This is a genomic window from Variovorax sp. 10L426 (assembly GCF_056395305.1).
Window position 1 is genome coordinate 85,920 of sequence record NZ_JBFTJF010000016.1, and the last position, 18,918, is coordinate 104,837.

Here is an 18,918-nt window from a genome sequence, read left to right on the forward strand (position 1 = left end):
GCCTACCGTGGCGCCGCGAGGACGAGCGGAATCGATGTCTGCTCGTTGTAGTAACTCACCTCCAGATTCGCTGCTGCCGTGCCATGCGGAATCACGAACAGCACCGTTCCGTCCTTGGCCGAGCGACTGCGCACCAGTTCGTTGAGATCGCTCTCGGGCGCCGTGGGAACACCATCGACCAGAAGCCGAAACGATTTGTCCCAGAAGTTGGCGTCGTAGGAATCGTTATTCATCATGCGCAGGCGGATCCGCAATGCATCCTTCTCGGAGGATTGCGGCGAGATCTCCGCCGAAAGCAGCGTGAAAGTCGCCGGGCCGAGCTTGTAGTCGCGCATCGCGGGCAGTGTCACGGCGTAGCTCGTCCGGGTTTGCGAAGCCGGAGCCGGTGCCTGCGAAGATGAGGACGCGGTCGCTGCTGCGCTCGGCGGTTGCGCAGGTGGCGATCCGATCCAGCCCACCTGCTTGAGTGCCACCACCAGCCCCGCCAGCGCGGTGATCGCGGCCGTCACGCTTGCGATGATTCCTGGCAAGGTCTGCCATCAGGTCTTCGCCTTCTCTTCGTCTGCCATGAGGGATCCTTCCGCTCGATTCCTATGGACAAGGCATTCTGATGCGGAGACCGGCGACTGTCACTCGCATCATCAAAACACAGCGCCCGCGTTTGGCAATGCAGTGACTCGCCTGTCGAAACGCCGTCTCGACCGCCCCTCGTGCGCGCGCGAAGATGGGCGACTACACAACCATCGCCTGGAGACAAGCAGTGACCAACGCCCGACTCTTTTCCGACCATCGTCTGGAGGCCCTCGACGCCGACGAGCGCGCGCTCATCGAGCGGCTGCGCGTGCTGTGTCGCGACGAACTCGGCCCCCAGGCGGCTGATGTCGCGCGCGAGGACGTCTTCGCGTGGAACACCTTTCGGACGCTGGCGCGCGAAGGCATCGTCGGCACGGCCTTTCCGCGCGAATACGGCGGCAGCGATGCGCGCCAGGTGACGCGCGTGTGCATCATCGAGGAGCTCGGTCGCGTCTGCAGCACGTCGGCGTCGATGATCACCGGCACCGATCTTTCCGCCCGCGCCGTGGTCGCGGGCGCTTCAGAGCCCATCAAGCGCGAACTGCTTCCGGCTCTCTGTCGCGGCGAGATCCAGACGGCCTTTGCACTCACGGAGCCCTCCGCAGGTTCCGACGTCCGCGGTTTGGCGAGCACGGCGCGGCGCGACGGCGACCACTACGTGCTCAACGGCGCGAAGAAATTCATCACCCGCGCCGGCACGGCGGATTGGCTGATGGTGATCGCGCGCCTGGTCGACGATGCCGGCGCTGCCAGCGAGAAGTTGGTCGGCTTGCTCGTGCCCAAGGGCGCAGCGGGCCTGACCGTGAGTGCCGATGCGGCCAAGCTCGGCTGGTTCGGCGTGCCCATCGCCTCGCTGGCGTTCAAGGACGTGCGCGTGCCGGTCACGCATCGGCTCGGCGAGGAGGGCGAGGGCTTCTCCCTGGCGCAGGACGCGCTGCTGCGTGCCCGCATCGGGCACGCTTCGATGGCATTGGGCCGCGCGATCGGCGCGGTGGAGATCGCCGCCACCTACACCACGGACCGCAGCGCCTTCGACAAACCGTTGAATGCGCACCAGGGCGTACAGTGGATGCTGGCCGACATGGCCACGCAGATCGAGGCCTCGCGCGCGCTCGTGTGGACTGCGGCGCAGAAGTACGACCGCGGCGACAGCGACGCGGCCACCTTCGCATCGATGGCCAAGCTGCATGCGACCGACCTGTGCATGAAGGTCGTCACGGACGCGCTCCAACTGACCGGCGGCCGTGGCTACCTGAAGGACTTTCCGCTGGAGCGCTTCTTCCGCGACGCCAAGCTCAACCAGATCGGCGAGGGGGCGAGCGAGGTGCACAAGACAGTGATCGGACGAGACCTCGCGCGGCGCGCGGCTCAATCCGAGCGCAACCCGTGCCTGCGTGACGGGCCGCTCACGGACTATTGATCAGATCACGCCCTCTGCCTCGAGGGCGCTGATCTCGCTCTTCGAGAGCCCGAACTGCGCATACACCTCGGCGTTGTGCTCGCCGACATCCGGACCGGTTCGCGGCACTGGCATCTCGCGCCCGGTGATTCGCGGCACGATGCACGGGGCCGGCACGCTGCCGTACTGCGGATCGGGCAGCCGCACGATGGCCTGGCGCGCCACGAATTGCGGATCGCGCTCGATGTCCTCGATTGAATAGACCTTGCTGAACGGAATGCCCGCGGCCTCCAGCGTGCGCTCGATGGCCTCGTAGGGACGCGCCGAAAACCATTCCGACAGCATCCGATCGAGTTCGCGAAGATGCACGACGCGCTGGATGTTGGTGGCAAAGCGCTCGTCGCCGGCCCACTCGGGGCGGTCGATGGCGGCCGCGAGCCGCGCAAAGATCGCATCGGACGACGCGACCAGCGAGAAGAAGAAGCGGTCCGCGCTCACGTACATGTTGCTCGGTGCGGTGTAGGTCGCGCAGTTGCCGGCCGGAGCGCGCACCAGGCCCAGTTGCTCGTGCTCGATGGCGAGTGGATCGAGCAGGCGGAACAAGGCCTCGGTGGCCGACAGGTCCACTTCTGCGCCCTTCGCAGTCGGGTCGGCCCGCAGGCGCGCGATCTCGGACGCGATCGAGAACGCGGCGAAGAGGCCCGCCACCGCATCACCTACCGGAAAGTTCATGTGCTGCGGTGAACCGCCTTCTTCGCCGGTGAGGTTGGTGAAGCCGCTCATTGCTTCGAACACGCGCGCGAATCCGGGCCGAGCGCGGTAAGGGCCGGTTTGCCCGAAGCCGGTGAGGCGAAGGATGACGAGCCGCGGATTGATCGCCCACAGCGTCTCGGCGTCCAGGCCCCATCGGTCCATCGTGCCGGTGCGGAAGTTCTCGACCAGCACGTCGAAGTGCGGAAGCATCCGCAAGAGCAGGTCGCGGCCGCGCGGCTTGCGCACATCGAGCGAGATGCCGCGTTTGCCGCGGTTCGCCACCTTCCACCACAGCGGAACGCCTTCCTTCACGGGTTGCAGCGAGCGCAGAGGGTCGCTTCCGTCCGGAAGTTCCAGCTTCACCACCGTTGCGCCGTGATCGGCGCACAGCGTCGCACCGAACGGCGCCGCCAGCACGGTGGCCATGTCGAGGATGCGGACGCCTGACAGGGCGCCCGATGGGGAGGTGGATGCGGTCAATGGGTGGCCTCTAAAGAGTGGGGTCGGCAGGGCAGGGCGTCCGGCTTTCCCCGTTTTTGCCAGAGCACGATTTGGACTACAACGAGCGTTTCGCACAGCGAAACAGGTTCACCAGGCCACTCCGTTCGAGTCCATCATGAGTTCCAACCAACGCCCCACCTCCACCCGCCGCGCCATGTTCACCGCCCCGCTTCCAGGTCTCGTCAACCCGCACGACCTCAGCGCCGATCGCCAGTTCTCGATGAACCTGGCGCGCGGCATGGAGGTGTTGCGCGCGTTCACGCTGGCCGAGCCGATGCTGGGCAATCGGGAGATCTCCGATCGCACGGGATTGCCCAAGCCGACGGTCTCGCGGCTGACCTACACGCTCACGCTTCTCGGCTACCTGAGTCGGGTCGAGGGCCTGCAGAAGTACCGGCTGGGCTCGGGTGTGCTGTCGCTCGGCTATCCGCTCCTGGCCAACACGCGCGTGCGCCAGATCGCGCGGCCCTTCATGGAGCAGGTGGCGCGAGAGACCGGTTGCACTGTCAACCTCGGCATGCGTGACCGCACGAGCGTGGTCTACATCGACACCTGCCGCGTCGATGCGGGCAACGTCTACCAGCCGGACATCGGCAGCACGCGCCCGCTGCTGTCGACGTCGATTGGGCGCGCCCTGATCCTGGCCAGCCCGCCCACGGAGCGCAAGGCGATCCTGAATCGGCTGAGGGTCGAGGACCCGGAGCGCTTTGCACTCGACAAGCCGCTGTGGGAGGCCGACCAGAAGGCCTTTGTGCAGCGCGGCTATTGCTATTCGCGCGGCGACTGGCGAAAGGAAGTGCATGCCGTCGCTGTACCTATCCGGCTGAGCGCGCGCGAAGAGATCGTCGCGCTCAATTGCACGTCGGCCGCCTATCGCCTCGACAAGCCGACGCTGGAAAAACAAGTTGCGCCACGCCTGCTCGATGCCGTGCGCCTGATCGAAACCGCCTGCGGCACGCCGCGCTGAGCCCAAGGAGAACACATCCAATGATCCGCAACCCCGAAGCCTTCGCAAGACTGCTCGCCGAGGTCCGCCAGTTCGTGCGGGACGAGTGCATGCCGCTCGAAGCGGAGGTCGACCAGAGCGACGAGATTCCGCCCACCATCGTCGCGCGCATGCGCAGCCTGGGGCTGTTCGGCCACAGCATTCCCGAAGCCTACGGCGGCGCGGGGCTCACCTCTGAAGAGCTGTCGCTCGTCAACATCGAGGTGTCGCAATGCGCCACTACCTTCCGGGCCCGCTTTGGGGGCAATACCGGCATTGCGTCGGAATCGCTGGTCGTCGATGGAACCGAAGCACAAAAGAAAACGTGGCTGCCGCGCCTCGCGAGCGGCGAGGTCACCGGTTGCTTCGCGCTGACCGAACCGGACGCCGGCTCCGACGCCACAGCCTTGACGACGACCGCCGTGCTCGATGGCGATGATTATGTGATCAGCGGCCGGAAGTGCTTCATCACCAATGCGCCAATCGCCGATCTGTTCACCGTGTTCGCGCGCACCGATGCCTCTGCCAAGGGTGCCGCCGGCATCAGCGCCTTCCTGATCCCGCGCGGCACGCCGGGCCTCGGCACGCCGCCGGCCTATCGCAAGATGGGCCAACACGGCTCGCCGGTGGGCGAGGTGGTGCTCGAGGCCTGTCGTGTCCCGGCTTCGGCGATCGTCGGCGGAAAGCCGGGTCAGGGCTTTCGCACGGCGATGAAGGCGTTGAACAAGCAGCGCATCAACCTGGCGGGCTTGTGCGTCGGCCCCGCGATCCGGCTGGTCGACGAGATGGTCGAGCGTGCCACGTCGCGCCGCCAGTTCGGGCAGGCCATTGCCGAGTTCCAGCTCGTGCAGCAGATGATCGCCGAGAGCAATGTCGAGGTGCACGCCGCGCGCGCGCTGGTGCTGGAGACGGCGCGCAAGCGCGATGCCGGCGAGGACGTGACGATGGAAGCATCCATGTGCAAGCTCTTTGCCTCCGAGGTGTGCGGCCGCGTGGCCGACCGTGCGGTGCAGGTGTTCGGTGGAGGGGGCTATGTGGCGGACAACGTCGCGGAGCGCTTCTACCGCGATGTGCGCCTGTTTCGCCTGTACGAAGGCACGAGCCAGATCCATCTCGTCAACATCGCCAAGCGCACTGTCGCGCTGGCGCAGGCGCGCAAGGCGGCCGCATGAAGGCGCTGGCCGGCCTGCGCGTGCTCGAGTTCGCCACGGTCGGCGGCGTGCCCTTCTGCGCCTGGTGGCTCGCGCAGCAGGGCGCCGAGGTAACGCGCGTTGCCAATCCGCGTCCGCCCGACCTCGGCGTGCCGGTCGACGCGGAAGCCGACATCGGCCAGTGGGCGCGCGAGCTTCGAACGCTGGATCTCAAGACCGCTGAAGGCCGGGAGGCGGCGCTCGATGCGGCCGCGCAGGCGGACGTGCTGCTGGAGGGCTTTCGGCCCGGCGTGATGGAGCGGCTCGGGCTCGGCCCTGCGGCGATCCATGCGCGCAACCCGCGGCTCGTGTATGCCCGCATTGTCGGGTGGGAGCGGCAGGGGCCGTGGGCACAACGCGCCGGGCATGACATCAACTATGTCGCCATGAGCGGTGCGCTGCACGCCGTGGGCGCGGACCATGTGCCGCTCAACCTGCTGGGCGACCTCGCCGGCGGTGCGCTGTACGCCGCCATGGGGATTCTGTCTGCGCTCCATGCGCGCGCATCGACGGATCGCGGCTGCGTCGTGGACGCGTCCATGACGCATGGTTGCGCGCACCTGCTTACCGCGGTGTTCGCACGCCTGGGCGTGGGGGCCTGGCAGGACGCGCCCCATGCCAACGTGATCGACGGGGGCGTACCCTGGTACCGGAGTTACCTCACCGCCGACGGGCGCCACATGGCCGTCGGCGCGATCGAAGAGCGCTTCTATCTGAGTTTCGTCGCCGGCCTCGGGCTCGACCCGGCCCGCCTGCCCTCGCGAGGCGATCGCGCGCGCCATGGCGAACTGGCGGCGCTCTTCCAGAAGCGCTTCCTTCGGCAGTCGATGGCGCACTGGGCCGCCCACTTCGAAGCCCTCGACGCTTGCGTGACGCCGGTTCTGAATCTTCGCGAAGCGCGCGTGCATGAGGTGAACCGCGGGCTGTTCAAGGACGGAAACGGCCCCTGGGCTCCGGCAGCTGCACCTCAACTCTTTCCAATTCAATGACAGTCAATGACAGGAGACAAGCAATGATCCGCAATACGACTCGCCGCGCTTTCGGCGCCATGTGCATCGCAGCGCTGAGCCTGGCCGCCGCGCCGGCCCTGGCGCAAGGCGATGCTTATCCGACCAAGCCGATCAAGATCATCGTTCCCTTCTCCGCAGGCGGAGTCGTGGATTCGATCGCCCGCATCGTGGGCGAGAAACTGAGCGTGAAGTACGGCCAACCGGTCATCGTCGAGAACAAGACCGGGGCGGGAGGCTCCATCGGGACCGACTTCGTGGCCAAGTCCGCGCCGGACGGCTACACGCTGCTGTGTGTCAGCCCTGGCCATGCAGTGGCGCCGAGCATCATCAAGGGTGTGACGTGGAATCCGGTGAAGGATTTTCGGGCGATCGAAGGCTTCGGGATCATCTCGAACGTGTTCGTCGTGCCGCCGAACGTGCCCGTCAAGAACATGGCCGAACTCGTTGCGCTGGCGAAGAGCAGCGCCACGCCGCTGACCTACGCGACGGCTGGTGTCGGGACTTCCAACCATCTCTCCGGCGAACTGCTTTCGCAGATGGCGGGCGTGAAGCTCACGCACGTGCCCTATCGCGGCCAGCCCGATGCATTGAACGACCTGCTTGGCGGCCGGGTGACGATGATGCCGCTGACCGCGGCGCTGGCGTCCCCCTACATCAAGAGCGGCAAGTTGAAGGCTCTCGCGGTCACCACGGCCAAGCGCTCGGCCGCGCTGCCGGATGTACCGACGGTTGCCGAATCGATCGGCCTCCCGGACTACAGCGTCGGGACATGGTTCGGCTTCGTGGCGCCCGCCAAGACGCCGGACGCGCTGATCCGGAAACTGTCTGCCGATGTCGCTGAAGTTCTCGCGATGCCCGACACCAAGGCCAAGCTGGAGATGCTGGGCCTCGAACTCGCGCCGCAGGGCCCGAAGGAGTTCGATGCCTTCATCGCGACCGAGGTCGGGCGCTGGAGCAAGGTCATCAAGCAAGCCGGCATCGATCCGCAATGAGGGAGACCCGCGCCATGAAATCGCCCCTGAAGCCACCCATCTGCGCAAAGCTCGGCATCGCGCATCCGATCTTCGGGTTCTCGCATTCGATCGACGTGGTGGTCGAGATCGCCAAGGCAGGCGGATTTCCGGTGCTCGGCCTGGCGCGGGAGATGCCGCACGAGATTCCGCACATCCTGGAAGAGGTCGATTCGCGAATGCAGGGGCTTCCCTATGGGGTCGACCTGATGCTGCCTTCGCAGGTGCCGCAGACCGGCAGCATCGATGACGTGCGCGGCGCCTTGCCGCAGACGCATGTCGAATTCGTCGACGGCCTGCGCGATCGCTTCGCCGTGCAGGCACCGGTCAAGCCCAGCTTCTTTACCACGCAGGTGCGCTCCGAGTCGCTGTTCGAGCAGCAGATCGAGCAGGTGCTGGCTTCGAACGCGCTGGGCGTCGCCACGGCGATCGGCCTGCGTCCGGAACTCATCGCGCGCGCCAAGGCGGCGGGCAAGGTGACCTTCTCGCTCATCGGCTCCGTTCGCCATGCGCAAAAGGCCTTGGCGATGGGCGTGGACGTGCTCGTGGCGCAGGGCTACGACGCCGGAGGTCACACAGGAACGGTGGGCACCTTCTCGTTGGTGCCGCAGATCGTTGCTGTCGCCGGAGATGCACCGGTGCTCGCCGCTGGCGGCATCGGCAATGGCGATCAGATCGTTGCGGCCATTGCCATGGGCGCGCAGGGCGGTTGGCTCGGCACCCTATGGATGGCCGCCGCCGAAAACCACACGCCGCCGGCGCTGCTGCGTCGCCTGATCGACAGCGGCAGCGAAGACACGGTGATCACGCGCGCCCATAGCGGAAAGCCATGCCGGGTGGTGCGCAGCGACTGGATCGATGCGTGGTCTGCGTCCGGCGCACCAGAGCCCTTGCCGATGCCCTTGCAGCAGGCGCTGACGGGCGATGTGTTCGCGTCGATCCACGAACATGACGATGCACGACTCATCTACGAGGCGGCAGGACAGAGCATCTTCGCCATCCGGCGAGAGACGCGAGTCGCCGACCAGATGGCGGCGCTCAAGGGCGAGATGCAGGCCGCCTGGCAGCGTATGTCGATGATGTCTGCCAGCTGACCAGGGCTACCCGCGCTTCGTCGCGATCAACGGCTTCACATCCGGCGCATTCACCCGCGGCCGATCGGCCTCTACCGCAGCCAGCGGGTCAACTTCCTTCATGCTCGCAAGACAGCGCTGCGTGAGGTGCTGGTAGGTGCGCGTGCCTTCCAGCTTCCACGCGACTTCCTGATCGCTCAATTCGCGCATCACCTTCGCGGGAATGCCGGCGGCGAGCGATCGCGCGGGGATTTTCTTGCCCGCCGGAACGAAGGCGCAGGCCGCGAGGATGGCCGCTTCGCCGACTTCGGCCTCGTCCATGACGACGGCATTCATGCCGACCAGCGCGTCGCGCCGGACGATGCAGCTGTGCAGCACGGCGCCATGGCCGATGTGGCCGTTTTCCTCGACGACGGTGTCCTGGGCGGGGAAGCCGTGAATCACGCAGGTGTCCTGCAAGTTGGAGCCGCGCTGGAGCACGATGCGGCCGAAATCGCCGCGCAGCACGGCGCACGGCCCGACGTAGCAGTCCGGCCCGACGATCACGTCGCCAATGAGCACGGCAGTCGGATGCACATAGGCGCTGGGGTCGATGACCGGCACCACTCCTTCGATCGAATAACAAGGCAAGGCGGTCTCCTTCTTTTTTGGGAATGACGCCGATACGCGGGTTTTCCCGTGGATGTTCTGACTTGCGTCAGGCTGAAGTCGATCTTATGATTCACCGACCGGTCGGTCAACAATACATTTGACGCAGATCAAGACGTCCGGCCCGGCCCCATCCCACGACTGCATCCCACGACTGGAGACACAGCTTGTCCGATTCACTCGTCCTTGCTTCGCACGACGGCCCGGTTTTGACGCTCACGCTCAACCGGCCCGCCGCTCTCAACAGCTTCACCGGTGCCATGCACGAGCAGCTTCGTGCCGCGCTCGACGCCGCTGCGGCCAATGCCGAGGTCCGCTGCCTGGTCCTGACCGGCGCCGGCCGTGGCTTCTGCGCCGGCCAGGATCTCGCCGATCCGATGGTCGCGCCGTCGCTCGCCGGCGAGCCCCCCAAGGATCTGGGCTGCACGATCGAGATCCTCTACAAGCCCCTCGTGCGACGGCTGAAGTCGATGCCTGTCCCGGTGATTGCCGCCGTCAACGGCGTCGCGGCCGGCGCGGGCGCGAACCTGGCGCTGAACTGCGATCTCGTGATCGCCGGCCAATCCGCCAGCTTCATCCAGGCCTTCGCCAAGATCGGCCTCGTGCCGGACACCGGCGGCACGTGGCTGCTGCCGCGCATCGTGGGCCGCGCGCGCGCCATGGGGCTCGCGATGCTCGGCGACAAGCTCAGCGCCGCCGAAGCCGAGCGCATCGGCCTCATCTGGAAATGCGTCGACGACGCGGTGCTGGCCGAGGAGGCCCGCAAGCTTGCGGTGCGTCTCGCCGCGATGCCGGTGAAGGCGCTGGCCGCCACCCGCGACGCCATCGATGGAGCCCAACACCTCACGCTCGATCAAGCACTCGATCACGAAGCCGTCGTGCAGTCCGAGCTTGGCCGCGCGCACGACTACCTCGAAGGCGTCGCCGCGTTCTCCGCGAAGCGCACTCCTGTTTTCACCGACCGCTGAATCGCAATGTCCACACCCCAATCCGAACGCACGCCGCAGCAGACCGCGGAACTGGTGCGCGAGCGCATGTTCGCCAACGACCGCGCTGCCAAGAACCTCGGCATGGAAGTCGTCGAAGTCTCGCCCGGCAATGCATCTGTCGCCATGACCGTGCGCGAGCACATGCTCAACGGCCACGACATCTGCCACGGCGGCCTCATCGCGACGCTCGCCGACACGGCCTTCGCGTATGCCTGCAACTCGTACAACGAACTGACGGTGGCCTCGGGCTTCTCCATCGACCTGATGGCGCCGGGCCGCGAGGGCGACGTGCTCACGGCGCGCAGCTTCGAGGTCTCGAAGGCAGGCCGAACCGGCGTCTACGACTGCGAAATCACCAACCAGCGGAACGAGCGCATCGCCGTCTTCCGCGGCCGTTCCTACACCATCAAGGGCAAGCCGGCCGTCGCCGCGTGAGCCGCCCGAGGAGACACATCCATGCCCGTGAAGCAACCCGCCCCCGGTGAACTCGACGCCATCGAGACCGCCAGCCGCGACGAGATCCAGGCCCTGCAATTGCAGCGTCTGCGCTGGTCGCTCAAGCACGCCTACGACAACGTGCCGCACTATCGCAAGGCGTTCGACGAAAAGGGCGTTCATCCCGACGACCTGAAGCAGCTGAGCGACCTGTCCAAGTTCCCCTTCACGACCAAGAAGGACCTGCGGGACAACTATCCCTTCGGTCTTTTCGCGGTTCCGCGGGAGCAGGTGTCACGCGTGCATGCATCGTCGGGCACCACGGGGAAGCCCACCGTCGTCGGCTACACGAAGAACGACATTGACACATGGGCCTCGTTGGTCGCACGTTCGATCCGCGCAGCGGGCGGCCGCGCGGGCGACATCGTGCACATCGCCTACGGCTACGGCCTCTTCACCGGCGGGCTCGGCGCGCACTACGGCGCCGAGCGGCTCGGCTGCACCGTAATTCCGATGTCGGGCGGGCAGACCGAAAAGCAGGTCCAGCTCATCCGCGATTTCAAGCCCGAGATCATCATGGTCACGCCGAGCTACATGCAGGTGATCGTCGAGGAATTCGTGCGCCAGGGGCTGGACCCGCGCGAATGCTCGCTCAAGGTCGGCATCTTCGGTGCCGAGCCGTGGACCGAGGCGATGCGCCACGAGATCGAAGGCAAGGCCGGCATCGATGCGGTCGACATCTACGGCCTCTCCGAAGTGATGGGCCCCGGCGTGGCGAGCGAATGCATCGAGACCAAGGACGGCCCTGTGCTGTGGGAAGACCACTTCTATCCCGAGATCATCAACCCCGAAACGGGCGAAGTGCTGCCCGAGGGCTCGGAGGGTGAACTCGTCTTCACCTCGCTCACCAAGGAAGCGCTGCCCATCATCCGCTACCGCACGCGAGATCTCACGCGGCTCCTGGCGCCCACCGCGCGCTCGTTCCGCCGCATGGGCAAGATCGTCGGGCGCTCGGACGACATGCTGATCATCCGCGGCGTCAACGTCTTCCCGACGCAGATCGAGGAGATCGTGCTGCAGCACGCCAAGCTCTCCGGGCAATACCAGATCAACGTGAGCCGCGACGGCCTGCTCGACACGGTGGAAGTGCGGTGCGAACTGCAGCCGCTCGCCGCGCCGTCCACCGATGACAAGGAAGTGGGCGAGATCGCGCGCTGGCTCCAGCAGCGCATCAAGACGCTGGTGGGCATCTCGACCACCGTCAACGTGCTGAAGCCCGACAGCATCGAACGCACGCTCACCGGAAAAGCCCGTCGCGTGATCGACAAGCGTTCGCGCTGAGCGCTGCGCATTCATCCTCCGCGCGATCAACGAACGAATTCATGCTGAAGAAACTCTCTCTCCTTTGCGCAGCCCTTGCTCTGGCCGGATGCGCCGCCACGACGGCCTCCTCGACCGGAACAGTCACGATCAAGCGCGACACCTACGGCGTGCCGCATGTCTATGCGAACGATGTGCGCGGCCTTTTCCATGGCTACGGCTATGTCGTTGCCGAAGACCGTCTGTTCCAGATGGAAATGGCGCGCCGCGCGGTGCTCGGGACCGTCTCCGAAGTGATGGGTCCGAACTACGTGGCGCTCGACAAGGGCAGCCGCTCGGCTTTCACGCCGGCTTCGATCCAGGCGCAGATGGCCAAACTGTCGCCCGATGACAGGGCCATCTTCGACGGCTATGCGGCAGGCTTCAATGCGCGGGTGAAAGAGGTGCTGGCCGACAAGACCAACCTGATGCCGAAGCAGTTCATCGACGCCGGCTTCGAGCCGAAAGCCGATTGGACCGGCTACGACGTCGCAATGATCTGGGTCGGCACGATGGCCAACCGCTATTCGAATGCGAGCAGCGAGATCGCCAATCTCCGCCTGCTGAACCAGCTCCAGAAGGCAAAAGGCGATGCGCTCGGTCGCGAGATTTTCGACCAGATCCGCTGGATCGAGGACCCACTGGCACCGACCACGGTCCCCCGCACCGGCGGGCGGGCGCAGGCCGCGGCGGCGCCAGTCGGCGTTGTCGCAAAGGGTGACGACCCATTGGCCCGCCTGGCGCCGGTATCGCCCGAGTTGCTCGCCTCCCGCAGCGACGTGGATGCAGCACGGCGCGGCGTCGCGCAGCCGTGGGAGCGGCCCATTGCCAGCAATCTCTGGATCGCCGGGCCGAAGAAGACCAGCGACGGGAGCACGGTGCTCATCAACGGACCGCAGTTCAACTGGTTCAATCCCTCGTACGTGTTCGGTATCGGGCTGCATGGCGCCGGTTACGACGTGACGGGCAACACGCCCTTCGCGCACCCGGTGATCCTGTTCGGCACCAACGGAAAGATCGCCTGGGGCGCAACCGCCGGCCCGCTGGACGTCAACGACATGTACCAGGAGAAGCTCAACCCGTCGAACCGCTACGAATACCAGTTCAACGGCGCCTTGCGGCCGATGGTCAAGCGCACGGAGATCATCAAGGTCAAGGGTCAGCCGGACCAGAACCTCGACATCTACTCGACGGTGCACGGCATCGTCACCGACTTCGACCTCCCGAACAACACCGCCTTCTCCATGAAGCGGAGCTGGGACGGCTATGAGCTCGAGTCCCTTCTGGGTTGGATCCATTCCATGCAGGCGAAGAACTGGGACCAGTGGCTGGCGCAGGCTTCGCGGGTCGCGATCACGATCAACTGGTACTACGCGGACGCCGACGGCAACATCGGCTACGTCTCGCCCGGCCGCTTGCCGATGCGCCCGGCCTCGCAGGACATTCGCTTGCCGGCGGTCGGCGACGGCACGATGGAGTGGCAGGGAATTCGTCCCTTCAAGGAGGACCCGCAGGTGTTCAATCCGGCGCAGGGCTTCATCGCCAACTGGAACAACCAGTCCGCGCCCGGTGCGGTGAGCGACGGCGGCAACTACGCGGCGGCCGACCGGGTCAACGAATTCATCACCCGCCTCGAAGCCAAGCCGCGCCTGACGCGCGACGAGCTGTGGGCCATCAACCGCAGCACGGCCTACGCCGATACCAACGCCCGCTACTTCGTCCCGTTCATCGTCGAGGCCACACGCAGCTTGCCGGCCACCAATCCCGCGAAGCGCGCTGCGCAGATCCTTGCCGCCTGGAACATGGAGAACGACGATCCGACCGAGCAGGGCGTCTACCAGAGCCCGGCCACGACGATCATGATGACCTGGCTGCCGATCATCTACAAGCAACTGCTCGCCGACGACCTGCCACCCGAATTGTTTGCCGCGTACTCGAACGGCGGCTATGCAGGCGCGACGCAGGTGGCCAGCATCCGGCCGGGCAACGGCTCCAAGCTGCTCTACAACGCGCTGCTCGGACCCAAGGCCGGCGTGCCGCAGCACTACGACTTCTTCAATGGCGCGGACAAGAACGCCATGATCCGCAGCACCCTGGCGCAGGCCGTGTCCGAGTTGACGACGCGCTACGGCAGCGATCCGGCGCGTTGGCGCACGCCCGTCACCAAGCACGCATTCCTCACGAGCAACTTCATCGGTGCGCCGCAGGCCAACGCCGACGAACTGCTCACGCTGCCGAGCTTCATGAACCGCGGCTCGCAGAACGACAAGGTGGTGTTCTCGGCCGGGAGCGTTTCAATGTGCACGGCGGCGCCCCCCGGACAAAGCGGCTTCGTCGCACCCGACGGCCGCAAGGCGGCGCACTATGGCGACCAGATGACGCTTTTCAAGGATTTCGGCTGCAAGAGCGAATCGCTGACACCGGCCGACGTGGACCGGAATCTCGAGTCGAGCAAGCAGCTGACGTATTGACCGAATTGACCGAATTGACCGTATTGACCCTTCAATAGGAGATCACGATGTACACGCAAGCCATGGACACGATGGGCAAGGAGCCCGGCGACGGCAAGAAGGCCGTGCGCTCCGCCGAAGAGATGCAACTCGAGCAGCGTTTCGACGCTCGCATCGATTCGGGCGACTTCATCGAAGCGAAAGACTGGATGCCCGAGCACTACCGCAAGACGCTGGTGCGCCAGATCAGCCAGCACGCGCATTCCGAGATCGTCGGCATGCTGCCCGAGGGCAACTGGATCACCCGCGCGCCGACGCTCAAGCGCAAGGCCATCCTGCTGGCGAAGGTGCAGGACGAGGCAGGCCATGGCCTGTATCTGTATTCGGCCGCCGAGACGCTCGGCACCTCGCGCGACCAGATGGTCGATGCGCTGCACACGGGCCGTGCCAAGTACAGCTCGATCTTCAACTACCCGACATTGACCTGGGCCGACATGGGCACCATCGGCTGGCTGGTCGACGGCGCCGCGATCATGAACCAGGTGCCGATCTGCCGCTGCTCCTACGCGCCCTATGCGCGCGCCATGATCCGCATCTGCCGCGAAGAGAGCTTCCATCAGCGCCAAGGCTACGAAGCGCTGCTCACGATGATGCAGAAGGGCACCGACGCGCAGAAGGCGATGGTGCAGGACGCGGTCGACCGCTGGTGGTGGCCGTCGATCATGATGTTCGGCCCGCCGGACGATCAGTCGCCCAATTCGGCGCAATCGATGCGCTGGGGCATCAAGCGCTTCACCAACGACGATCTGCGCGCGAAGTTCATCGACGCGGCCGTCGAGCAGGCCAAGGTGCTCGGCGTGACGCTGCCCGACCCGGACCTCAAGTGGAACGAGGCGCGCCAGCACCACGACCACGGCCCCATCGACTGGAGCGAGTTCTGGCGCGTCATCGGCGGCGACGGCCCCTGCAACCGCGAGCGCCTTGGCGCCCGCGTGAAGGCCTGGGACGACGGCGCCTGGGTACGCGAAGCCGCACTGGCCCACGCCGCGCGCCGCGCAGCCCCCGAACCCCTCGCGGCGTAACACGCGCGCAACGACCAAGGAACACGATCATGAGCAGCAATTCCAATCCAACGCCCACTGCCTCGACCGCCACCGCCACCGAATGGCCCCTGTGGGAAGTCTTCGTGCGCAGCAAGTCCGGCCTCGACCACAAGCACTGCGGCAGCCTGCATGCCGCCGATCCGAAGATGGCCATCCAGATGGCCCGCGATGTCTATACGCGCCGCCAGGAAGGCACCAGCGTGTGGGTCGTGCGCTCCGACCAGATCGTCGCGAGCGACCCGGGTGACAAGGAGATGTACTTCGATCCGATGGAAGACAAGGTCTATCGCCATCCCACCTTCTACCAGCTGCCCGGCTCGGTAGACCACATGTGAGGCAGCTGTGATGCAAGGCTCCATCGCTCTTGATCTCCAGCCGACGGTGCAGTACCTGCTGCGCATCGGCGACACCTGCCTGATCCATGCCCAACGCATCTCCGAGTGGTCGGGCCACGCGCCGATCCTCGAAGAAGACATCGCCATGTCGAACATGGCGCTGGACCTCATCGGCCAAGCCCGTGCCGTGCTGACGCTGGCCGGCCAGGTAGAAGGCCGCGGGCACGACGAAGACCAGCTCGCCTTCCTGCGCGACGAGAAGGATTTCCGCAACCTCACGCTGGTGGAGCTGCCGCGTGGCGACTTCGCCTTCACCGTCATGCGCAACGTGATGGTCGCGACGTTGATGAAGCTGCTGTGGGAGCGCCTGCATGACTCCAGCAACGCCGAACTCGCGGCCATCGCCGGCAAGGCGGTCAAGGAAGCGCGCTACCACCAGCAGCACGCGGCCGACTGGGTCGTGCGCCTGGGCGACGGCACGGACGAATCGCGACAGCGCATCGAGAAGGCGTTGGGCGAACTGTGGCTCTACATGCCGGAGCTCTTCGAATCGGATGCCATCGACGACGCCGCGCATGCCGCAGGCATCGGGCCGCGCTGGGCCGACCTGCGGGGGCCGTGGCTTGCCGACATGGACGCCATCCTCGAAGAAGCGACGCTCACGCGGCCCGACGAAGCCGCCTTCCGCAGCACCGGCAAGCGCGGCGTGCACAGCGAGCACATGGGCTACATCCTGGCCGAGATGCAGCACCTGCAGCGCGCGTTTCCCGGAGGCGTGTGGTGAACGCATCGCCAGCTTCCGTCGCCACGCGCTGCGAGCAGGCGTGGGACGTGCTCGGCACGGTGCTCGATCCCGAGGTGCCCGCGCTGTCGGTGCGCGACCTCGGCATCGTGCGCGACGTGGTCGAGCGCGACGACAGGCTGGAAGTCGTGCTGACGCCGACCTATTCGGGCTGTCCTGCCACCGAGGTCATCGAGCACGACGTGCTCGCCGCCATCGAGAAAGCCGGCCTCGGCCCGGCCTACGTCACCCTGCAACGCGCACCGGCGTGGACCACCGACTGGATCAGCGCCGAAGGCCGCCGCAAGCTCTTCGAGTACGGCATCGCACCTCCTGGCCCCGCAGCACCGGATGGCGCCGTGCCCATCCGCATCTTCGGCCGCAAGGCGGATGCGGTTGTCTGCCCGCGCTGCGGCAGCAAGACCACCGAGCGCCTGTCCGCGTTCGGTTCCACGGCCTGCAAGTCGATGTATCGCTGCATCGCTTGCCGCGAGCCTTTCGAGCACTTCAAACCCATCTGAAGCGGCAAATGCCATGAGCGTCATGTTTCACCCCCTGCGCGTGCGCGCAGTCGAGCCCGACACCGAAGAAGCGGTGATCGTCTCCTTCGACGTCCCGACAGATCTGCGCGACGTCTTCGGCTTCACCCAGGGCCAGTACCTCACCTTGCGCAAGGACATCGACGGCCAGGACCTGCGCCGCTCGTACTCCATTTGCGCGGGCGTCGACGACGGCGAGTTGCGCGTGGGCGTGCGCAAGGTCAAGGGCGGCACCTTCTCGAACTGGATCAACGAGCAACTCCAGCCCGGCGACACCATCAACGTGATGGCGCCGCAAGGCCGCTTCTTCGTGCCGATCGAGCCGCAATCGCGGCGCCAGCATGTGGGCATCGTCGGCGGCAGCGGCATCACGCCGATCCTGTCGATCATGAAGACCGTGCTCGCGCGCGAACCGCACTCGCGCTTCACGCTGATCTACGGCAACCGCAAGCTGCAGTCGACCATGTTCAAGGAAGAGCTGGAAGACCTCAAGAACCGCTACATGACGCGGCTGGTGCTGCACCATGTGTTCTCGGGCGAACCGACGGACGCGCCGCTGAACATGGGCCGCATGAACCGCGAGAAGCTCGGCGAGTTCCTGTCGACCGTGGTGCCGGCCGGCAGCATCGACCACGCCTACATCTGCGGTCCCTTCCAGATGAACGACGAGGCCGAAGCGGCGCTGCTCGCGGCCGGCGTGCCCGAAGAGCGCATCCACATCGAGCGCTTCGGCGTCGCGGCGCCCGAAGGCGCGCCGGTGGGCGCGGTGATCCACGAGGCTCGCCCCGGCGATGCCGAGCTGGCGAAGGTCGTCATCATCCGCGACGGATTGCAGCGCGAGATCGAGTTCCGCAAGGACCAGCCGAGCATTCTCGACTGCGCGTCGGCGGCGGGCCTCGAAGTGCCGTTTTCATGCACCTCGGGCGTGTGCGGCACGTGTCGCGCCAAACTCGTCGAAGGCCAGGTCCGGATGGAGCGAAACTTCGCGCTCGACAAGAACGAGGTCGCTGCCGGCTTCGTGCTGACCTGCCAGGCCCATCCGCTGACCGAGCGCGTGGTCCTGTCGTTCGACGAACGCTAGGCGCTCAATACAAGAACGCAAGAAGGAACCCCATGGCCCGAGGACGCTCACCCGGATACGACGATCAGCGCGAAATGATCCTGGATCATGCCGCGCAGCTCTTCGCGAACCGGGGTTATCCCGCGACCTCGATGAACCAGGTGGCGGAAGCCTGCGGCTTTTCGAAGGCGCTGCTCTATCACTACTACCGCGACAAATACAGCCTGCTCGTCAGCATCGCGGAGAACCACGTCTCCCGCCTCGAAGACCTCGTGACCGACGTCGAGCAGCAGGGCCTCGCGCCTGAAGCGCACTTGCGCGAGCTCATCCGGCGCTTCGTCGAGGAATATGCAGGCGCCCGGCATGCGCACCGCGTGCTCACCGAAGACGTCAAGTTCATGGAGCCCGACGACCGCGAGCGCGTGCTGGGCACCCAGCGCACCGTCGTCGCCGGCTTCGCCCGCGCCGTCATCGCACTGCGCCCCGACTTGCGCAAGAGCAAGCTCGCCAAGCCGCTGACAATGCTGCTGTTCGGAATGATCAATTGGATGTTCATCTGGATGCGGCCCGACGGCGAGCTCGACTATGACGCGATGGCGCCGGTAGTAGCAGACCTCTTCCTCGGCGGGCTGCCCGGTGTCAGACTGCCGCGGCCCGTCGCCAAGGTAGACGCCTGAATCGACCGGACTTCAACCCTTTTTTAGTTTTTCCAACCAGCAAACGGA

At 66.0% G+C, this 18,918-nt stretch carries 19 protein-coding genes; 16 read left to right on the plus strand and 3 right to left on the minus strand.

What is annotated here, in order from left to right; all coding sequences use genetic code 11:
• Positions 1-2 precede the first annotated feature (2 nt).
• Positions 3-509: a hypothetical protein gene (locus AC1DHL_RS22490; RefSeq protein ID WP_478163417.1), complete on the minus strand. Its 507-nt coding sequence runs from the start codon at positions 507-509 to the stop codon at positions 3-5.
• 251 nt (positions 510-760) lie between these two features.
• Between AC1DHL_RS22490 and AC1DHL_RS22495 the strand changes: the two genes are divergently transcribed.
• The gene (locus AC1DHL_RS22495; protein ID WP_478163418.1) at positions 761-1,993 is read left to right on the plus strand and encodes an acyl-CoA dehydrogenase family protein; all 1,233 of its coding nucleotides are present in this window, start codon (positions 761-763) and stop codon (positions 1,991-1,993) included.
• Here the strand turns inward: AC1DHL_RS22495 and AC1DHL_RS22500 are convergent, their stop codons facing one another.
• Positions 1,994-3,205 carry a CaiB/BaiF CoA transferase family protein gene (locus tag AC1DHL_RS22500; protein WP_478163419.1) on the minus strand — a complete coding sequence of 404 codons (1,212 nt, stop codon included), beginning with the start codon at positions 3,203-3,205 and terminating at the stop codon, positions 1,994-1,996.
• A gap of 136 nt (positions 3,206-3,341) precedes the next feature.
• Here AC1DHL_RS22500 and AC1DHL_RS22505 point away from each other — a divergent pair, with 136 nt between their 5' ends.
• The 5 genes from AC1DHL_RS22505 to AC1DHL_RS22525 are packed head-to-tail and all read left to right on the plus strand — an operon-like array spanning position 3,342 to position 8,515.
• Complete coding sequence (locus AC1DHL_RS22505) at positions 3,342-4,193, plus strand: IclR family transcriptional regulator (protein WP_478101983.1); 852 nt, start codon at positions 3,342-3,344, stop codon at positions 4,191-4,193.
• A 20-nt stretch (positions 4,194-4,213) separates the two neighbouring features.
• Positions 4,214-5,383, plus strand: a complete 1,170-nt coding sequence (locus AC1DHL_RS22510; protein WP_478163420.1) for an acyl-CoA dehydrogenase family protein — start codon at positions 4,214-4,216, stop codon at positions 5,381-5,383.
• Positions 5,380-6,390, plus strand: a complete 1,011-nt coding sequence (locus tag AC1DHL_RS22515; RefSeq protein ID WP_478163421.1) for a CaiB/BaiF CoA transferase family protein — start codon at positions 5,380-5,382, stop codon at positions 6,388-6,390. Before AC1DHL_RS22510 ends, AC1DHL_RS22515 begins: the two co-directional genes overlap by 4 nt.
• Before the next feature lie 23 nt (positions 6,391-6,413).
• The gene (locus tag AC1DHL_RS22520; RefSeq protein ID WP_478163422.1) at positions 6,414-7,403 is read left to right on the plus strand and encodes a tripartite tricarboxylate transporter substrate binding protein; all 990 of its coding nucleotides are present in this window, start codon (positions 6,414-6,416) and stop codon (positions 7,401-7,403) included.
• A 14-nt stretch (positions 7,404-7,417) separates the two neighbouring features.
• Complete coding sequence (locus tag AC1DHL_RS22525; protein WP_478101991.1) at positions 7,418-8,515, plus strand: NAD(P)H-dependent flavin oxidoreductase; 1,098 nt, start codon at positions 7,418-7,420, stop codon at positions 8,513-8,515.
• A gap of 6 nt (positions 8,516-8,521) precedes the next feature.
• On the opposite strand, the gene AC1DHL_RS22530 is transcribed toward AC1DHL_RS22525, so the two are convergent.
• Complete coding sequence (locus AC1DHL_RS22530; protein WP_478101993.1) at positions 8,522-9,124, minus strand: phenylacetic acid degradation protein PaaY; 603 nt, start codon at positions 9,122-9,124, stop codon at positions 8,522-8,524.
• Between the two features lie 185 nt (positions 9,125-9,309).
• On the opposite strand from AC1DHL_RS22530, the gene paaG reads away from it, so the two are divergent.
• The 10 genes from paaG to AC1DHL_RS22580 are packed head-to-tail and all read left to right on the plus strand — an operon-like array spanning position 9,310 to position 18,870.
• Positions 9,310-10,110: a 2-(1,2-epoxy-1,2-dihydrophenyl)acetyl-CoA isomerase PaaG gene (paaG, locus tag AC1DHL_RS22535; RefSeq protein ID WP_478163423.1), complete on the plus strand. Its 801-nt coding sequence runs from the start codon at positions 9,310-9,312 to the stop codon at positions 10,108-10,110.
• 6 nt (positions 10,111-10,116) lie between these two features.
• Complete coding sequence (paaI, locus tag AC1DHL_RS22540) at positions 10,117-10,566, plus strand: hydroxyphenylacetyl-CoA thioesterase PaaI (RefSeq protein WP_478163424.1); 450 nt, start codon at positions 10,117-10,119, stop codon at positions 10,564-10,566.
• Between the two features lie 21 nt (positions 10,567-10,587).
• Complete coding sequence (gene paaK / locus AC1DHL_RS22545) at positions 10,588-11,907, plus strand: phenylacetate--CoA ligase PaaK (protein WP_478163425.1); 1,320 nt, start codon at positions 10,588-10,590, stop codon at positions 11,905-11,907.
• A gap of 41 nt (positions 11,908-11,948) precedes the next feature.
• A complete protein-coding gene (locus AC1DHL_RS22550; RefSeq protein ID WP_478163426.1) occupies positions 11,949-14,396 on the plus strand; it encodes a penicillin acylase family protein in 2,448 nt (815 codons plus the stop codon).
• A gap of 47 nt (positions 14,397-14,443) precedes the next feature.
• A complete protein-coding gene (gene paaA, locus AC1DHL_RS22555; protein ID WP_478163427.1) occupies positions 14,444-15,457 on the plus strand; it encodes a 1,2-phenylacetyl-CoA epoxidase subunit PaaA in 1,014 nt (337 codons plus the stop codon).
• A 29-nt stretch (positions 15,458-15,486) separates the two neighbouring features.
• Positions 15,487-15,813: a 1,2-phenylacetyl-CoA epoxidase subunit PaaB gene (paaB, locus tag AC1DHL_RS22560; RefSeq protein WP_478102004.1), complete on the plus strand. Its 327-nt coding sequence runs from the start codon at positions 15,487-15,489 to the stop codon at positions 15,811-15,813.
• Positions 15,814-15,823: 10 nt separating this feature from the next.
• Positions 15,824-16,597 carry a 1,2-phenylacetyl-CoA epoxidase subunit PaaC gene (gene paaC, locus AC1DHL_RS22565; protein WP_478163428.1) on the plus strand — a complete coding sequence of 258 codons (774 nt, stop codon included), beginning with the start codon at positions 15,824-15,826 and terminating at the stop codon, positions 16,595-16,597.
• Positions 16,594-17,115, plus strand: coding sequence for a 1,2-phenylacetyl-CoA epoxidase subunit PaaD (gene paaD / locus AC1DHL_RS22570; RefSeq protein WP_478163429.1), 522 nt, complete (start codon positions 16,594-16,596; stop codon positions 17,113-17,115). Before paaC ends, paaD begins: the two co-directional genes overlap by 4 nt.
• Positions 17,116-17,128: 13 nt before the next feature.
• The gene (paaE, locus tag AC1DHL_RS22575) at positions 17,129-18,214 is read left to right on the plus strand and encodes a 1,2-phenylacetyl-CoA epoxidase subunit PaaE (RefSeq protein WP_478163430.1); all 1,086 of its coding nucleotides are present in this window, start codon (positions 17,129-17,131) and stop codon (positions 18,212-18,214) included.
• 32 nt (positions 18,215-18,246) lie between these two features.
• The gene (locus AC1DHL_RS22580) at positions 18,247-18,870 is read left to right on the plus strand and encodes a TetR/AcrR family transcriptional regulator (protein WP_478102011.1); all 624 of its coding nucleotides are present in this window, start codon (positions 18,247-18,249) and stop codon (positions 18,868-18,870) included.
• The last annotated feature ends 48 nt before the right edge of the window (positions 18,871-18,918 follow it).